At 64.5% G+C, this 17,102-nt stretch carries 15 protein-coding genes and 1 tRNA gene; 4 read left to right on the top strand and 12 right to left on the bottom strand.

What is annotated here, in order from left to right:
- Window positions 1-85 precede the first annotated feature (85 nt).
- On the bottom strand, window positions 86-1,435 hold the full coding sequence (locus tag KVY02_RS01740; RefSeq protein ID WP_218315027.1) for a Glu/Leu/Phe/Val family dehydrogenase: 1,350 nt from the start codon (window positions 1,433-1,435) through the stop codon (window positions 86-88).
- 197 nt (window positions 1,436-1,632) lie between these two features.
- Between KVY02_RS01740 and KVY02_RS01735 the strand changes: the two genes are divergently transcribed.
- Both KVY02_RS01735 and KVY02_RS01730 read left to right on the top strand, forming a co-directional pair.
- A complete protein-coding gene (locus tag KVY02_RS01735) occupies window positions 1,633-2,946 on the top strand; it encodes a ferredoxin reductase family protein (protein ID WP_218314187.1) in 1,314 nt (437 codons plus the stop codon).
- Between the two features lie 102 nt (window positions 2,947-3,048).
- Complete coding sequence (locus KVY02_RS01730) at window positions 3,049-4,056, top strand: DUF1853 family protein (RefSeq protein ID WP_218314185.1); 1,008 nt, start codon at window positions 3,049-3,051, stop codon at window positions 4,054-4,056.
- Here the strand turns inward: KVY02_RS01730 and proB are convergent.
- The 4 genes from proB to rplU all read right to left on the bottom strand — a co-directional run bounded on the left by proB (window position 4,029) and on the right by rplU (window position 7,158).
- On the bottom strand, window positions 4,029-5,189 hold the full coding sequence (proB, locus tag KVY02_RS01725; RefSeq protein WP_256357600.1) for a glutamate 5-kinase: 1,161 nt from the start codon (window positions 5,187-5,189) through the stop codon (window positions 4,029-4,031). The two genes, KVY02_RS01730 and proB, sit on opposite strands and share 28 nt — an antisense overlap.
- Before the next feature lie 39 nt (window positions 5,190-5,228).
- Entirely contained in the window at window positions 5,229-6,419 is a 1,191-nt protein-coding gene (cgtA, locus tag KVY02_RS01720) for an Obg family GTPase CgtA (protein WP_016915865.1), read from the bottom strand.
- A 139-nt stretch (window positions 6,420-6,558) separates the two neighbouring features.
- A complete protein-coding gene (rpmA, locus tag KVY02_RS01715) occupies window positions 6,559-6,816 on the bottom strand; it encodes a 50S ribosomal protein L27 (protein WP_016915864.1) in 258 nt (85 codons plus the stop codon).
- A 30-nt stretch (window positions 6,817-6,846) separates the two neighbouring features.
- Entirely contained in the window at window positions 6,847-7,158 is a 312-nt protein-coding gene (gene rplU, locus KVY02_RS01710) for a 50S ribosomal protein L21 (RefSeq protein WP_016915863.1), read from the bottom strand.
- Window positions 7,159-7,443: 285 nt separating this feature from the next.
- Between rplU and ispB the strand changes: the two genes are divergently transcribed.
- Together ispB and KVY02_RS01700 are read left to right on the top strand one after the other, a co-directional pair.
- Window positions 7,444-8,448, top strand: coding sequence for an octaprenyl diphosphate synthase (gene ispB, locus KVY02_RS01705; RefSeq protein WP_039183196.1), 1,005 nt, complete (start codon window positions 7,444-7,446; stop codon window positions 8,446-8,448).
- 89 nt (window positions 8,449-8,537) lie between these two features.
- Window positions 8,538-8,614, top strand: a tRNA-Pro gene (locus KVY02_RS01700).
- A gap of 83 nt (window positions 8,615-8,697) precedes the next feature.
- Here the strand turns inward: KVY02_RS01700 and KVY02_RS01695 are convergent.
- The 7 genes from KVY02_RS01695 to KVY02_RS01665 all read right to left on the bottom strand — a co-directional run bounded on the left by KVY02_RS01695 (window position 8,698) and on the right by KVY02_RS01665 (window position 17,098).
- Window positions 8,698-10,425 (bottom strand): ExeM/NucH family extracellular endonuclease, encoded by a 1,728-nt coding sequence (locus KVY02_RS01695; RefSeq protein ID WP_218314184.1) that lies wholly within the window; start codon window positions 10,423-10,425, stop codon window positions 8,698-8,700.
- A gap of 28 nt (window positions 10,426-10,453) precedes the next feature.
- Complete coding sequence (locus tag KVY02_RS01690) at window positions 10,454-11,233, bottom strand: sulfite exporter TauE/SafE family protein (RefSeq protein WP_218314183.1); 780 nt, start codon at window positions 11,231-11,233, stop codon at window positions 10,454-10,456.
- Between the two features lie 48 nt (window positions 11,234-11,281).
- Complete coding sequence (locus tag KVY02_RS01685; protein ID WP_218314182.1) at window positions 11,282-13,549, bottom strand: ATP-dependent DNA helicase; 2,268 nt, start codon at window positions 13,547-13,549, stop codon at window positions 11,282-11,284.
- On the bottom strand, window positions 13,546-15,225 hold the full coding sequence (locus KVY02_RS01680; RefSeq protein WP_218314181.1) for a VRR-NUC domain-containing protein: 1,680 nt from the start codon (window positions 15,223-15,225) through the stop codon (window positions 13,546-13,548). Before KVY02_RS01680 ends, KVY02_RS01685 begins: the two co-directional genes overlap by 4 nt.
- Window positions 15,226-15,257: 32 nt before the next feature.
- Window positions 15,258-15,686, bottom strand: a complete 429-nt coding sequence (locus tag KVY02_RS01675) for a hypothetical protein (protein WP_218314180.1) — start codon at window positions 15,684-15,686, stop codon at window positions 15,258-15,260.
- Between the two features lie 64 nt (window positions 15,687-15,750).
- Window positions 15,751-16,785: a histone deacetylase family protein gene (locus KVY02_RS01670; RefSeq protein WP_218314179.1), complete on the bottom strand. Its 1,035-nt coding sequence runs from the start codon at window positions 16,783-16,785 to the stop codon at window positions 15,751-15,753.
- 25 nt (window positions 16,786-16,810) lie between these two features.
- Window positions 16,811-17,098, bottom strand: coding sequence for a GIY-YIG nuclease family protein (locus KVY02_RS01665; RefSeq protein WP_039183214.1), 288 nt, complete (start codon window positions 17,096-17,098; stop codon window positions 16,811-16,813).
- Window positions 17,099-17,102: the final 4 nt, after the last annotated feature.

Genomic DNA, 17,102 nt, shown 5'->3' with positions numbered 1-17,102 from the left:
CGCAAGCCACCTTGCATGGCGGGCCCTGGTGGCCCGCCTTTTTCATGTCATCTTCATGGCGTCATGACGTCATCGACACCGTGGGTTAGCGGCAGTCCTGGCAGTTGCCGCGGGCCATGATGGCCTCGGCAATCCGCTCGATGCCCTGACAGTACGCCGCGTGACGAAACGACACCTGCTCTTGCTCGGCCCGCTTGAGTACCTGGCTTGCCTCGCGCTCCAGCAGTGTATCCAGCCGCTCGTTGACCTGCTCTTCACTCCACTTTTCACCGGCACGATTCTGCAGCCACTCGAAGTAGCTGACCACGACCCCGCCGGTATTGACCAGTACGTCGGGCAGCACGTCCACGTCGCGCTTTTCGAGCGCCCGGTCGGCATCGCTGGTCAGCGGGCCGTTGGCGATCTCCAGAATGGCGCCTGCCTGCACCTCGGCCACGTTGTCACCATGCACCTGATTCTCCAGCGCGGCCAGCGCCAGCACATCCACCTCCAGCGCCAGCAGCTGCTCGCCACTCAGGGCTTTCCCCTGCTGACTTTTCGACAGCTTGCCGTGGGACTGCTTGTCCTTTTTCAGCGCTTCGATGTCCAGCCCGTCCGCCGCATAGCGGCCTCCGCTGGAGTCGGAAACCGCGACCACGCGATACCCTTCGGCGCTGGCCAAACGGGCAAAGTGGTACGCGGCGTTGCCGAAGCCCTGCACCGCCACGGTGGTCTCTTCCGGCGCCCGCTCGCGCTGCGCCGCCCACAGGTCGAGCACCTTGAGCGCGCCACGGCCGGTGGCTTCCACCCGGCCTGGCGAGCCTCCTAGCGGCAGCGGTTTGCCCGTGATGGCGGCTGGCGCCTGGGCACGCAGAATCTGCTCGTACTCATCGATCATCCAGCCCATCACCGTGGCATCGGTATTCACGTCCGGTGCGGGGATGTCGCGGTCGGGCCCCATGATGTCGGCGATGGCGCGGATATAGCCCCGTGCCAGCCGCTCCCGCTCCAGCGACGACAGCGACTTGGCATCCACCTGAACGCCGCCCTTGCCGCCACCGTAGGGCAGGTTGACCACCGCGCACTTCACCGCCATCCAGAAGCTCAGCGTGGTGACTTCATGCTGGTTCACGTCCGGGTGGAAGCGAACCCCGCCCTTGGCAGGTCCCAGGCTGGTGTCGTACTGCACGCGCCAGGCCGGAAACGCCTTCAGGCTGCCATCATCCATGCGCACCGGCACGCTGACCTGCAATGAAAGGCTCGGCTGCATCAAACGCGCCTGAGCATCCGGGTGGATTTCCAACGCCTCGAACACGGCCACCAGCCGCGAACGAGCGTCTTCAAACAAGGCAGCCCCGGTATCGGGGGTCAGCTGCTGTGGCGCCTTGGCAGCCGCCGAGGACGCTGTAGAGTCGGACTTGCTCGGCTGGCTTTTCTTCGATTTTCCTTTGCCCATCATGCTGCTCCTGTCGGGTGAATGCTGGCGCTATCGGCCATACTGACTCTCGATGGCCCTTCCGTCAGCGTAGCAGCTCCTGCTGCGTTGGCGGCCAGACTTGCGAAATGCTCGGTTTTTCCCACACTTGGACTAGCCACCCACAGGAAGACGGGGCAACACTCGCCATTCGCAAGGACGCACAAGGAGAAGCATTCGTGAACCACGTCATCCGCCAAGCGCTGCTTTGGGTCACTCTCTACATGGTGCTGGCATTACTGCCGGTGAGCTGGCTGCTGGTGTCGCCGCCAGCTCCACGCAGCGCCTTGGCCGAGGCAGGCGTATTGCTCGGTGCGCTGGCGCTGAGCATCATGGCGCTGCAAGCGCTGATTTCGGGCCGTCATGGCTTTGGTAACCGCGCAGGGTTCGACAACGTACTGCAGTTTCATCGCCAGCTGGGGATCGGTGCCCTGCTGCTGGTGCTGGCGCATCCCACGCTGACATTCATCGCCGAACCCAACCTATTGCACTATCTCGATCCCCGCGAGGACACCCTCCGCGCCCTGGCCCTGATGGCCCTGCTGCTGGCCAGCCTGACCCTGGTGGTCACCTCGCTATGGCGCAAGCGGCTGGGGTTGAGTTACGAGACATGGCGACTGCTGCATGGCGGCCTGACCGCTTTCGTGGTCATGGGCGGGCTGGGGCATGCGCTGATGGCTCAGCGCTACACCCAAGGCGTCGTCACCTCGGGCATCTTTGCCCTGCTGCTCCTGCTGCCGCTAGGGCTGCTGGTGGAAACTCGCCTGCTGCGCCCGTGGCGGCTGCGCCGCCAGCCCTGGCGCGTGGTGGATAACCAGCTGGAGCGAGGCGACACCACGACGCTGACGCTGGAGGCAGATGGCCAGCACCAGCTGGACTTCCAGCCCGGGCAGTTTTTCTGGATCACTCTGGGGGATACCCCTTTTGCCTTGCAGCAGCACCCTTTTTCCATCGTTTCCAGCGCATCACAGCCGGGCAGGGTGGCTTTCAGTGCCAAGCGGCTGGGGGACTTCACCCGTACGCTGCCCAAGGTCAAGGCCAACACACGAGCGTTCATCGAAGGGCCATACGGCGCTTTTACCCCCAACCCCGATAACCCCCATGGCATCGTGATGCTGGCGGGCGGTATCGGTATCACCCCGTTCATCAGCATGCTGCGCAGCTTTCGTGATACAGGCAAGGCGCCCCCGATCTGGCTGATCTATGCCAACCCGACCTGGCAGGAAGCCACCTTCCGTGAGCGCCTGGAAACGCTCAGCAAAGCGCTGCCCCTGACAGTGGTTCACGTGCTGTCCGCCCCGCACGAAGGGTGGCAGGGCGAAACCGGCTATGTGGATGAGGCACTGATCGAACGTGTCTTGCCGGACCTGGACCCGCGGACCGACTGTTACATTTGCGGCCCAGACCCGATGATGGATAGCGCCGAACGCGGGCTGATTGCCCACGGCATCCCGCCGACGCACATTTTTTCCGATCGCTTCGACATCGTCTGAGAGAGGTTCGCATGCTGCACCACTACGCCCGCCACCTGGGCACTGCCACGCTGGTCGTGTTGATTGCCCTGACGCTGCTGGCCCTCTGGCTGCGTTGATGGCATGAGCGACGGCTGCCTGGAAGGCGTCTGGCCCCACTCGCCGCAGCGGCTGCTGCGCGACATGCTGTGGCTGCTGGCAACCCCGGACCTGGTGACGCTGGCCGAGCATCTGGCTGGCCGCCCTACCCCCGCCGAGCTGGGCCTGGCCAGCGCCGCCCAGCGCCACGCCTGGCTGGCCCGCCATGCCGACCATTTTCGGCAGGATGAGTCTCCACAAGCGGCTGGAAGGACAAGGCGTTTACCGCCTCAGCGCATGGGGCATTACCATGAACGGCTGTGGCATCTGCTGCTGGACAGCGCGCCCAACACTCGCCTGCTGGGCCACAACGTACGCATTACCCAGCGCCGCCTGACGCTGGGCGAGCTGGATATTCTCTACCGTACTCGGCAGAACCCGGCGCCCATGCACCTGGAGGTGGCCATCAAGTTTTATCTGGGGTTGCCCGAAGGGCCTGGAGAGCAAACTAGCCAGAGCCGTTGGATTGGCCCCGGAGGGTTGGATAGTCTGGCGCTGAAGTGCCAGCACTTGCGCCAGCATCAGCTGCCGCTGTCGTGTACGCCACCTGCGCGACACTTGCTGCGCCACTGGCTCGCCCCCCGCGACAGCGGCGAAACCCTGCCCGCCTTGCAGCCCCGAGTGGCCATGCCCGGCGTCTTGTTCTACCCGTGGCACGCAACGCTGCCACCGCCGGACGGGGCAACGCCTGACCACCGGCGCGGGCTGTGGTGCTACAGGAAGGATTGGCCAGCACTGGCAGAGAGCTACGCCGACGCACCCAGCATGGCCTGGCTGGAAAAGCCCCACTGGTTAGCGCCGCCGCTGCCGGAATCCTTCGATGAGCTGGCGCTACAAACGGCCAGCGTGATGCCGCTGGTCGACCGCTACGGGCCTCAGCAGGTGATGCTCAGCCACCCGGCTCACCCCCCGTTGCGGGTGATGATCGTGCCGGACGGCTGGCCACAGCAAATACCGCTGCCGCCTTACACCACCACCAGATTATCGCGATGAATCAGCTCGTGGGCCTCCACATAGCCAAGGATGGCCTCGATCTGGTGGCTGGGCTGGCCCGCCAGCTGGCGTGCCTCATCGGCACCGTAGTTGACCAGCCCCTTGGCGACCCGTGCGCCCTGTTCGTCCACACACAGCACCATGTCGCCGCGTCTGAAGCTGCCCTGTACGTCCCGCACGCCCACGGCCAGCAGGCTGGAGCCTTTGCCGCGCAGCACGTTGACCGCACCGGCATCCAGCACCAGCGTACCGCGTACCTGTAGCTGCCCTGCCAGCCAGCGCTTGCGGGCCGCCATGGGCGCCTGGTCCGGGCGCAGCAGCGTGCCCAGCGGTTCGCCCTGCACGATACGGGTGATCACCTCGGGCTGACGGCCGCTGGCGATCACCGTTACCGCGCCGGAACGCGCCGCCAGCTGCGCAGCACGCACCTTGGTACTCATGCCCCCTCGGCCCAGCGCACCGCCGCTGCCTGCCACGGCGGCCAGCCGTGGGTCATCGGCACGGCCTTCGGCAATCAATCGAGCGTCAGGATGATGGCGCGGGTCGGCATCGAACAGGCCCTCCTGATCGGTGAGCAGCAGCAGCGCATCGGCTTCGAGCAGGTTGGCCACCAGCGCGCCCAGGGTGTCGTTATCGCCAAAGCGGATCTCGTCGGTGACGACGGTATCGTTTTCGTTGATCACCGGCACTACGCGCATCTCGACCAGGGTGCGCAGCGCCGACAGCGCGTTCAGGTAGCGCTTGCGGTTGGAGAGGTCGTCGTGGGTGAGCAGAATTTGCGCGGTGAGCATGCCGTGGCGAGCAAAGTGCTGCTCGTAGCACTGGGTGAGCCCGTTCTGCCCCACGGCCGCCGCCGCCTGCAGTTCATGCACGGCGCTGGGGCGTGCCTGCCACCCCAGGCGTACCATGCCTGCCGCCACGGCTCCCGAAGAGACCAGCACCACGTCGATACCCTGCTGGTGCAGGGCAGCAATTTGATCTACCCAGCCGCCAATGGCCGCTTCATCCAGCCCGCGACCATCGTTGGTGAGCAGCGCGCTGCCAATCTTGACCACTATCCGGCGGGCGCTACTCAGCGCCTCACGGCCCGGCAACTGCTCGTTGTGTTCCACGTCGCGACTCTCCCACGCCATTGCGCTCACGCGATTCATCCTGGTCGGCACGCCTGCCGTTTACGGGGCGTACTCTACTTCGACATCGTAATCATCGTCGTCGAAATCGTCATCGTCTTCTTCGTCATCGCGCTTGCGGCGACGACCAAGGCGCGCTTCGGTACGGGCCACCGACTCCTCTTCCATGCGGCGACGCATCTCCTGCTCGCGGGCATGGGCCTCTTCGTCTTCGTTTTCCAGACGCTGCTGCTCGGTGAGCCAGCGGTACGCCGCCTGCACCAGCTTGTCGGTGCCTTCGCTGCTGATCGCCGAAATACGGAACACCGGGCCTTCCCAGTTCAACGCATCGATGATCGCCTGGGCCCGCGCTTCGCGCTCCTCTTCCGGCAGCAGGTCGAACTTGTTCAGCACCAGCCAGCGCGGCCGCTCGGAGAGCGCCGGTGAGAACTGGCCCAGCTCGTGCACGATGGCTTGGGCAGCGTCGACCGGATCGGACTCGTCGAACGGCGCCACATCGACCACGTGGAACAGCAGCCGCGTGCGGGTCAGGTGCTTCAGAAAACGCAGCCCCAGGCCTGCGCCGTCGGAGGCGCCTTCGATCAGCCCCGGTACATCGGCCATCACGAAGTGCTCGTGCATGCCCAGCTTCACCACGCCCAGGTTCGGCACCAGGGTGGTGAAGGGGTAGTTGGCCACCTTCGGCTTGGCCGCCGACACCGAACGAATCAGCGTCGACTTGCCGGCATTGGGCATGCCCAGCAGGCCCACATCTGCCATCACCTTCATTTCCAGGCGCAAATTGCGGCGGTCGCCTTCGGTACCCGGCGTGGTGCGGCGCGGTGCGCGGTTGGTGGAGGATTTGAAGTGGATGTTACCCAGGCCACGACGACCACCGGCCGCCACCAGCACGACCTGCCCGATCTCGGTCACATCGGCGATCACCTCGAGGGTGTCCTCGTCGATCACGGTGGTGCCCACCGGCACCTTGACGTGCAGGTCTTCACCGGCCTTGCCGCTCATCTGGCGACCCATGCCGCCCTGGCCGTTCTCGGCCTTGTAGAAGCGCTGAAACTTGAAATCGATCAAGGTATTCAGCGCATCGTCACCAATCAGATAAACGCTGCCCCCGTGGCCACCATCACCACCGTCCGGGCCCCCCTTGGGCACATATTTCTCGCGGCGAAAGCTCAGACAGCCATTGCCGCCTTTACCTGCCTCAACAATGATCGAGGCTTCATCGACGAACTGCATTGGATTCTCCCGGCCGCTTCCGCCGCCCTGACTACATCACCCTGTTCCCGGTACGGGCAAAAGGGCTTGAAAAGACAAAAAAGCCCCGCCATGGCGGGGCTTTTCTTTCGTCATCTTCGCACTGCGCAACCCAGGTTGCTTAGGCAGAAACGATGCTGACGAATTTACGGTTTTTCGGACCTTTGGTCTCGAACTTGACGACACCGTCGTTCAGAGCGAACAGCGTGTGGTCACGGCCCAGGCCAACGCCAGTGCCAGCGTGGAAGCGCGTTCCGCGCTGACGCACGATGATGTTACCGGCGGTTGCCGCTTGGCCACCGTACAGTTTCACACCCAGGCGTTTGGATTCGGAATCGCGACCGTTACGCGTGGAGCCGGCTGCCTTTTTATGTGCCATTGCAAAATCCTCCTAAAGGGAAGTGACTGCTTACGCAGAAATTCCGGTAATTTTGACTTCAGTGAACCACTGGCGGTGGCCCTGACGCTTCATGTGGTGCTTCCGGCGGCGGAACTTGATGATGGTGACTTTGTCGCCACGGCCGTGGGAAACGATTTCGGCGGAAACCTTGGCACCGCTAATGAAAGGTGCGCCAATGTTCACGTCGTCGCCGTCTGCAACCAGCAGCACTTCATCGAATTCAATCGTTTCGCCGGTCGCGACTTCGATTTTTTCGAGCTTGAGGGTCTGACCTTCTTGAACGCGGTACTGTTTGCCACCGCTTTTGATAACTGCGTACATGTCGCTCTCCGGACTTGTCGTTAATGCCAGTTACGCCCCGCGTAACCAACGCTCATCGCCTTCCGCTCTTATCGACCTGCTGCGAGTGGCGCCTCTTTTGGCAGCCATCTGACAGGGAGCATGATGAGTGGGTCGCGGATTATAACGACTATCGCGCTTTACCACAAGGCCACCGGGGCTTGTCAATCACCCCGCCGCCCGCCCGGCGCCGCTATGCCTTGACGCCTCACAGGCAGCCCCATAGCATGACCCCCACTCTCTTACCTGCCGCGATGAACGGAACCCATGACAGCCAACGTCTCCTCAACCCCGCCTGCCAGCCCTTCGCCTTCACCGCTGCACGCCGTGGTGGCCGACGATTTTGAGGCCGTCAACCGCACCATTGTGACGCAGTTGAATTCTCGCGTGCCGCTGGTGGAAACCATCGGCCAGTACATCATCGAAAGCGGCGGCAAGCGCCTGCGCCCGCTGCTGGTACTGCTGGCAGCGCGTTCGCTGGGCTACGAAGGCGACAAGCACATCACCCTCGCCACGCTGATCGAGTTCATGCACACCTCGACCCTGCTGCATGACGACGTGGTGGACGAGTCGCACATGCGCCGTGGCAAGAAAACGGCCAACGACGCCTGGGGCAATGCGCCCTCGGTGCTGGTAGGCGATTTCCTCTACTCCCGCTCGTTCCAGATGATGGTCGATGTCGGCTCCATGCGCATCATGGCGATCCTCTCCGGCGCGACCTGTGTCATCGCAGAAGGCGAAGTCCTCCAGTTGACCAACATCGGCAACCCGAGCATCTCGGAAGCCGACTACTTCGAGACCATTCAGGGCAAAACCGCCATGCTCTTCGAAGCCGCTTCCCACAGCGGTGCGGTGCTGGCCGATGCCACCCCGGAGCAGGAGCGCGCGCTGCAGTACTACGGCCGCTATCTCGGCCTGGCCTTCCAGCTCATCGACGACCTGCTAGACTACCAGGGCGACGCCGACGCCATGGGCAAGAACGTCGGCGACGATCTGGCCGAGGGCAAACCGACCCTGCCGCTGATCCACGCCATGGAGCGCGGCACCCCCGAACAGGCCAAGCTGATCCGCCAGGTGATTCGCAAAGGCGGCCTGGAGCAACTGGACGAGGTGCTGGAGATCATTCACGCCACCGGCGCTCTCACTTACACCCGCGACCGCGCCGTCGAGATGGCCGACAAAGCCCTGGCCGAGCTGAACGCGCTGCCCGAGAGCCCCTTCCGCGACAGCATGGCCCAGCTGGCCCGCCTCGCCGTGGAGCGTCAGGCCTGACCGGCGCCCGACAAGCGCAAAAGGGGCTTGAAAAAAGCCCCTGAACTACGTATGATGCGTCCCGTTGTTAAGCACGCCTTGGCAACCCTCGGAATATAGCTCAGCTTGGTAGAGCGCTGCCTTCGGGAGGCAGAGGTCGTAGGTTCGAATCCTGCTATTCCGACCAAGAATTCAACGAAAACGGCCACTTAGCTCTTAGAGAAAGTGGCCGTTTTTGTTTTTGCGCCCCTCATCAGCGCCCGCCACGTTTCATGGCCATACCAGGTCCACCGCGATGGGGTCGTGGTCTGACGAGCGAAACGGGCTGGGCGGGGTGTCGTCCGGCTGTTGGTCGTAGCTCAAAAAGCGCGGCTCGTCGGCGTTGATGGGCCAGGTATGCACCTGCTGCACGGCCTCGGCCAGTTCAGCGCTGGCCAGGGCGTGGTCAAGATACCCGGACTCACCGCGAAACACGTAGGTGTAACGGCGCTCGGCGGGGAGATGACGCGCGATCAGGTCGGTCATGCCTGCATGTACCAAAGTGCGGATCGGGTCTTCGGCACCGTAGGCATTGAGGTCCCCCAGTAGCAGCAAACGCTCATGGCCCGCTTCCTCGCGCAAGGTGTCCAGAAAACGCTGGGTGGCCTGCGCCTGAGCAACACGCCGCTCGTTCCAGCAGCCTTGGCCACGGTCGATATCCCCCTGCGCAGGGCAGCCGGATTTGGCCTTGAAGTGCGCGGTCACCACCCCTACCTCTGGCCCACCTCGCACACTGCGGAAGAAGCCGGCCAGCGGCGGTCGGTCGTGGGCATCGTCACGGTCGATATGCAGGGCTCCCAGGGCCTCCACGCGGTCCGGCCGATAGAGCAACGCCACCCGAATGGCGTCCGTTCCATGACGCTCGGGCTCGCCCACCGGCTGGTAGCGAATCCCCGTGCGCTGGTGCAACTGCTCGACCAGATCGGTCAACGCGTCGGGGCGGTTCTCTATTTCGATCAGCGCCAGAATATCCGCCTCCAGCCCCGCGATGGCCGCTGCCAGCTTGCCGCGCTGGCGCTCCAGCGCGGGCGCATTGGCGGCGCCACGCTCCCCCAGGGTGATGAAGTAGTTCTCGACGTTGAAGGTAGCCACCCGCAGGGCATCACCCGGTGCTTCCAGCGGGCCAGGGCGGGGGTTGCTGTCGGTGAACGTGACCGCTTGTGTGGGGTGCAGACGGTAGTCGCCAAAGGCGTGGGTGAGCACCCCGGTCAGCCCGTCGAGGGTGCTGCCTACGCGGCGCGTCCCCTGCTCGTTCAGATAGGGCACGGGGTCGGGGTTCGTGCGGTAGCTGCCATCGTCCAGCAACAGTGGCGCAGGCGAAGGAGCTGCCTGGGCGGCACTATGGGTCGGCCGAAAGCGTCGCTCGCTGGCCAGCGCCAGCGTGCCGTAACGGCCCAGATCATGGTTATCGGTGACCGTCAGCGGCTCAGGGAAAGTGACCAATAGCGCTTCCATGGCGTCCAGCGAGGCCGCGTCCTGGGGCCAGGATAACGCAATGGGCTCGGGCAGCTCGCCTGCGCTGTCACAGGTCACCAGCCGAGTGACGCGCTGCAGCTGGGGGTTGCCGCGAAAGCTTCCTGTACGCGCCTGTAGCTGCAGTTGCTGGCCCGCCACTACCTGCGCGGCCTTGTGCTCGGCCAGCTCCGGCGCATACACGAATATGCCTACCGGGCCCTGCTCGGTGGTTTGCTGCAGGTAGAACCCGCTGAGGCGCTCGCGCCCCAGAAACTCCCCGGTCACGACGCCATCGATGGTCACGCGCTGGCCTTCGGCGAGGGCGGACTGCTCGCCAATGCCTTTGATGTGCGCCAGGTCCGTGGTGGACGCTGCCGGGCAGCTAGCCATGGCAGGTAGCGCCAGCGGCAGCACGAGCCACACGATGCCGTGGGTCGCTCGCCGAAGGGATCTGTGCAGCTGGCCTGCACGTTGCAGGCTGGCCAGCGCGTCGATGAATCTCATGCGACCACCGCTCCTCTTGAAATGTGATTTAGCCTGGCATGCTCAGCAAGCCCACCACGCTGACCAGAATCAGCACCGCCCCCAGCACCCGAAAGAACAGCCCGGTATCGGCATGGAGCAGGTAACGGTGCGCCTTTTCTCCCAGCAGGTGGCCAATGAGAGCGCACGGCAACAGCCATAGCTGATGCACCAGCTGCAGGTCGACCCCCGCCACCACGAACGACACCATCTTGATGACCACGAGGATGAACCACAGCACGAACATGGTATCGCGCAGCTGCTCCTTGGCCACATGGGCGGCAAACACCGCCACGATCAGCGGCGCGCCAATCAGCGAGGTGCCGCTGACATAGCCGCCCAGCCCCAGCAGCAGGTAATCCACATAGCGGTGCTTGCTTTGGAACGGCTTGTTCAAGACGTAGCCAATGGCGTAGATGATCACGATGCCAAAGATGATGCTGGTCATGACATGGTTGGGCAGGGTCAGCAGGCCCACCACCCCGACCAGCTTGGGGATGATCATGATCTTCAGCGCCTTGACCAGATACCCCCAATCGATATTGCTTTGCACCGCGGCTCCATTGCCCGCCTGCCGCACCTGCCGGTGCCCGTTCCAGGCAATCCAGCTGGAGAAGATCAGCAGATGAATGGCAATGATGGGCAGAAAGACCAGCGGCTCGTTGCTGACCAGCAGCAAGAACGGCAGCGCCAGCACGGCGCCACCAAAGCCCAAACTGGTGCGCACGAAGCCACTCCAGGCAAAGATCAGCCCAATGAGTACGTACTGGTACCAGAGTAGATCGGCCATGGTGCAATGCGGTCCTTGTGGTTATGGGTTAGGGGACGTGACTCAGCGTCAAGGGGTATCCAGCTGCCACCAGCGTGGCAGCAGCGCCCGTATACGCGCCTGGGAAAAGCGGTCATCCATTAATACCACAACCCCACGGTCCTCGGGGCCACGGATCACCCGGCCCGCCGCCTGTACGACCTTGACCATGCCCGGCACACGGTAGGTGTAGTCGTCTCCGCGCCCAAAGCGCGCCTGTAACCGAGCCTTCAGCGCTTCGTTGAAGTCGTTGAAGGGCGGCAAGCCCAGCGTGGCCACAAAGGCACCGATCAACCGCTCGCCGGGCAGGTCGATCCCCTCCGCGAAAGCGCCCCCCAGCACTGCAAAACCGATGCCGCAGCCGCCGGGCGTAAAACGCGCCAGAAAAGCGTCGCGCTCGGCCTCCTGCATGCTGCGCGTCTGGGCAAACACGGGAATGTCCGGGTGGGCCTGGGCAAACGCAGCCAGCACCTGTTCCAGGTAGGCAAAGCTGCTGAAGAACGCCAAGTAATGCCCCGGGTGGCGCTGGTACTGCGCCGCCAGGGTCGCCACGATGGGCGCCACCGAGGCCCCGCGGTGATGGTAACGGGTGGAGATATCCGTGCGCAGCTGCACTTCCAGCTGCTGCGCCACGAAGGGAGACGCCACCTCGCGCCAGACGCTGTGCTCCGGCAACCCCAGCAGGTCACCATAGTAGTGAAAGGGCGACAGCGTGGCGGAGAACAGCACCGCGCAGTGGGCACGCTTGAAGCGCGGGCCAAGAAAATCCGCCGGGATCACGTTACGCAGGCCGAGGACGGCACTGCCCTTCCCCGCGACGTCCAGGTCGCACAGCGAATGATCGCCAAACTGCTCTGCCAGGCGACAGAACGCCAGCGCCTCGAACAGCAGTTCCTGAAGCGTCTGGCTCGCCCCGTCGGGATGCTCCACCAGATAATCCGTGATCGCCCCGGCCAAGGTATGCAGTGCACCCAACAATTTGGTGGGTAGCGTATCCAGCAGGTGATAACGACGCTCCGGCGCCTGGTCTTCCACCGCCTTGTTGAGGGCCTGCCACTGCCTGCCAACGCGCGCCAAGGGCTTGGCCAGCGCCGGTGGGGAGTGGCGCCGCAGGTAGCTCAGACGCTGCTGGGAGAGCGCGGCGCTGTACATGCCACGGGCACGCTCGACCAGGTTGTGGGCTTCATCCACCAGCAGGCCCACCCGCCAGTCGTTGGCCTGGGCCAGCCCGTGCAAAAGCGCGTGGCTATCGAACCAGTGATTGACATCCCCCACGGCCACATCGGCCCAGCGGGCCAGCTCCTGGCCCAGGTAGTAAGGGCACACCTGATGCGCCAGCGCCACCTCGCGCAGGGCCTCGCGGTCTAGCCAGCCATGTTCCACCGCCGCCTGACGGGCCGCGGGCAGGCGATCGTAAAAGCCTTTTGCCAGCGGGCAGGCATCGCCCTGGCACGCCGTACCGGGGTGCTCGCAGGCCTTGTCACGCGCCACCAGCTCCAGCACCCGCAGCGGCTGTGCGGGGGCCTGCAGGCTGGTGAGGGCATCCAGCGCCAGGCGGCGGCCGGGGGTTTTCATGGTCAGAAAGGCGACCCGGTCGAGCCGCTGGCGGGGCATCGCGGAGAGCATGGGAAACAGCGTGCCCAGGGTCTTGCCGATACCGGTAGGCGCCTGGGCCAGCAGGCAGCGGCCGGTGCTGGCCGCCTTGAAGACATCCTCGGCCAGTGCCCGCTGGCCGGGGCGGAAATCCGCATGGGGAAAGCTCAGCGTGGCGAGCCATGCATCGCGGCGCTCGCGGTGGGCCGCCTCCTGGTCGGCCCAGGTAAGGAAGCGCTGGCACTGGTGGGCAAAAAACGTTTCCAGCTCATCGGCGCGGGCTTCGCAGGTCAGCCGGGTTTCCTGACCGCTGGCAATCTCCAGGTACACCAGCGCCAGCGTGATATGCGCAAGGCCCCGTTCGGCACAGAGCAGCGCGCCGTACACTTTCACCTGCGCCCAGTGCAGCGCCCTTTGGTTATCCGCCATGCGCGCCAGGCTACCGCGATGGGTCTTGACCTCTTCGACACAGTTGCCCGCCACATCGAAACCATCGGCGCGGCCAGATACGCGCAGCCCCTGATACTCAGCGGAGAGCGGCAGTTCGGCAAGATAACCGGGGATCTTTTCCCGCCGCCTGGCCACCAGAGCGTGCCCCTCGATGCCCTCCTGAGCACTGGGTGCGGGCGTAAAGCGGTGGTCCAGGTCACCCTGGCGGGCGGTGAAGTCACACAGGGTACGCACCGCCACGCGATAGCGGCTCATGGGTGGGGCTGCCAGCGCACGTGGCAAACCTCGACGGGCATCTCCTGGCGGCAGAAGAAGTCGATCCAGCGGCGCTGGTTATCCTGCAGGCGGTCCCCCGGCCCTTTGACCTCGATCATCCGATAGCGCGGCTCGCCATCTGCTGCTTCCGGCATCAGCTGAATGAGGTCCGGCAGGCCTGCGCGATTGTGCTTGAGATCCCCCAGCAGGCGGGTAAAACAGCCGCGCAGGTGCGCGGCGGGCAGGCAGTCAAGCGCCATGGTGACCAGCGGTTCGCTCAGCACTCCCCAATGCACGAAGGGGGAAGCAAGCCCCTGCTTGTCCTGCCAGGTGGCCAGAATCGTCGCGCGGTAGCGGCCATCCTCCAGCTGCGCCAGGCAGGCGTCGATCTCTGCCTGGCGCTGGCCCACGAAGTCTTCGCGGTAGAGGTCCGCAGGCCCGCTGTGGAACGGGTGAAAGAACGCTCCTGGCAGCGGCTTGAAAATGACTGGCCAGAGCAGCAGGCCGAACAGCCCCGTGATCAGGCCGTTTTCCACATAGAAGACCGGCGCACGGGCGGTGGATAAGTGCTCGGCAACGGCGCGCTCCACCGGCTGAGGCCCGGGCAGCTCCAGCACGTAAGTGGGGGCATCGACGGCTTTCGCGGCCGATGGGGCGGGCAAATTCAACTTGCGCGTCAGGCGTGGCAGCAGGCGTCCCAGCGCCTGGGCTTCGCTCTCGCCTGCCTGATCGAGAGACGCCTCGGCAAGCGCGTAAGCCTCCTGATAGCGGCCCAGGCGCTCCAGCACTCGCAGCCGACGAATACGCGCTTCGCTGTTGCTGGACTCGGCATACAGCGCCAGGGCCAGGGCCGCCTCACCGCTGCGCTCTGCCGCGTGCCCCAGGGTCAGCAGCAGCCGCGAGCGGCGGGCGTCCAGCCAGCGGTTGCCGAAGGCAGCGGGCACGTCCGTGGCGAGCACTCCCGGCGCCTCGCCGCTCTCCAGGCGCTCGCGCAGGCGGTGCAGCGTGAGATAGGTATCGACCTCTTCGCGGCGCTGAAATGCACGCGAATCCGAAGAGAGCGGAAGCTGTTCGAAACGCTGCAAGCCAAGCTCGGTGAGCACGAATTCGGCCCAGTCCTGGCGCAGGTTGCCAAAGAACATCAGCCGCAGGCGGTCGCATAGCGCCATGATGTCGAGGCGCACGATGTTCGTGGTGGCCTCTGGCCACCACTGCTGCAGCGGGCGCGCCTCGGTAAGCCTTGGTGTCAGTGCCGCCTGAAGTTCGCGTTTGGTCGCCCTGGGGGCGATGCCCAGCTCAAGGATCATCGGTTGCAGGGCGTCGCGCAGCTCGCTGAGGCGCAGCAGCCGAAATAGCGCCTCGATGCTCAACGGCGGTGTCTCGTCGACCCACCCTTGGGCCAGTAGCGGGGCCAGTGCCTGCTGGGTGTCGCCAATCTCGGGATAGCTGAGCTTATCGATGCGGAACAGCTCGCCTTTGCGCATCACCATGCGTACCAGCAGCGCTTGAGCAGCCCGCGGCAGCCGTGACCATTGCTGGAGGGCGTGATGCTCCTCGGCACTCAGCAAATCGCCGTGACGCGACTGCACCCAATCGACCACGAAGCGGAAATTCGCCAGGTAGTAAAAAGGGTCATCGAGGGAGGCGGTGGCCGAAACGGCATGAGCACTGTTCATGCATCCATTGTAACAGCGCTGGATGGCGTGGGTTAACCCACTCGGTGTTGATAAAGCGCGTCTAGCGCGTCGTCCACGAAGGGATCTTCCAAGGAAGCATCATCCTCGGAAGGGGCGGCAGACTCGCTACCGGCTTGGGCATCACGGGGCTGACCCGCGAGAGGTGCGGTGCTGGTAACGTTCGAGGAGGGCGGCTTGCGACCGCCCACCAGCACGTACCATTCCGCTTCGCTGAGGTAGTGCTGGCACCAGCGGCTCAAGCCGTCGGCAACGGCTTCGCGACTGCGCTCGCCACCGCGAAACGAGGTCGCCAGATAAAGCAGGTCCTGGCGAGCGGTGCGCGCACGGGCGTTGCCGCCATGCACTTGGGAGAGCGGGCAGCGTCGGTCATAGGCCGCGTTGGTGAGGGCATTCAGCCAACGCTCCACTTCATGTGCCTGTATTCCGCCGTAGACTGCCACGACACGCTCCCGCCATCATTGATAGGCTAAAAAGGCATAAGACTGCCCGAATTTGGTGCCGTTGTCATCTCGCACCCGCACCAAAGCCCTGCAAGACATTGACCACATTGACACCGATATCTCCCACTGCATAGCCCCCTTCCAGTAAAAAGACGCAGGGCAAACCACACTGGGCCAGCCGCTGGCCAAGGGCCGTAAAGTCGGCGTGCTGGAAGGTAAAAGCGCTGATCGGGTCGCCTTCGAAGATGTCCACGCCCAGCGACACCACCACCAGCTCACACTCGGCCTGGGCAATCCGGGTCAAGGCATCGTCCAACGCCGCCATCCACCGCGCCACCGACGTACCGGGCGGCAGCGGGTAGTTCAGCGTGTAGCCCTCTCCCTTACCCTCCCCCGTTTCGTCGGCATAGCCGGAAAAGTAGGGAAAGGTCACGTCGGGGTCGCCATGCAGGGAAGCGAACAGCACATCGTCACGCTGGTAGAAAATCTGCTGGGTACCGTTGCCGTGATGAAAGTCCACGTCCAGCACGGCCACGCGATGCATGCCGCTGGCCAGGGCCCGCTGGGCAGCAATGGCGGCATTGTTGAAGAAGCAGTAGCCGCCGAACTGATCGAAGGCTGCGTGATGGCCGGGCGGGCGGCACAGCCCAAAGCTGGGCTCGCCGGTGGTCAGCGTATGCTCCACGGCGGCCAGCGCAGTGTCCTTGCTGGCCATGGCCGCCGCAAACGTCCCCTCGCTGATCGAGGTTTCGGCGGCCAGTGCATAGTAGCCCAGCTGGCCGCTCACCGAGCGCGGTATGCGGTCGCCGCGCAGGGTCCGCGCTGGCCAGATATTGGGAATGGCCTCGCCTTCATGACCGGCGGCCTGCCATGCCTGCCAGCAGCCTTCCAGGAACGCCACGTAGTCTGCATCGTGCACCGCCAGCACGGGGTCGAGCCCATAGGCCTGCGGCGCCTGCACCTCGATATTGGCCTGCGCCAGCGCCGCCAGCACGAGATCCATGCGCGCCGGGCATTCGAAGGGGCTGACCAGCGTGCCATCGTGCAGTTCACTGCGCGCCTGACGCAGACGGCTATCCTCGGAAAAAAACGTACGCATGAAGGCTCCTGTTGCCATGGTGTGTTTACTCGCTTTCCGGGTGCCACCCTTCGACCGGCCATTGGCGGGCCCAGTGGCGCTTTTGATCCGGGGTGCGCTGTTTCAAGCGGTACTCGGCCTGGCTGGCCGTGGCGCGATCAGGAAACGGCTGCGCCCCCAAGAGCGCCGTGGGCGGGTGCGCACGGGTATAGCGCGCGCCCTTGCCGGTTCGGTGGGCCTGGTAGCGCTTCGTCAAATCATTGGTGATGCCCACATAGGTGCCTCGCCGACACTCCAGCAGATACAGGTACCAGGTCGTGGTGGTCAACGCCATGTTT

It is taken from the genome of Halomonas sp. 18071143, assembly GCF_019211725.1.
Taxonomy (GTDB): Bacteria; Pseudomonadota; Gammaproteobacteria; order Pseudomonadales; family Halomonadaceae; genus Vreelandella; species Vreelandella stevensii.
Note: the sequence above shows the minus strand (reverse complement) of the source record. Positions and strands in the feature narration are given on the sequence as shown.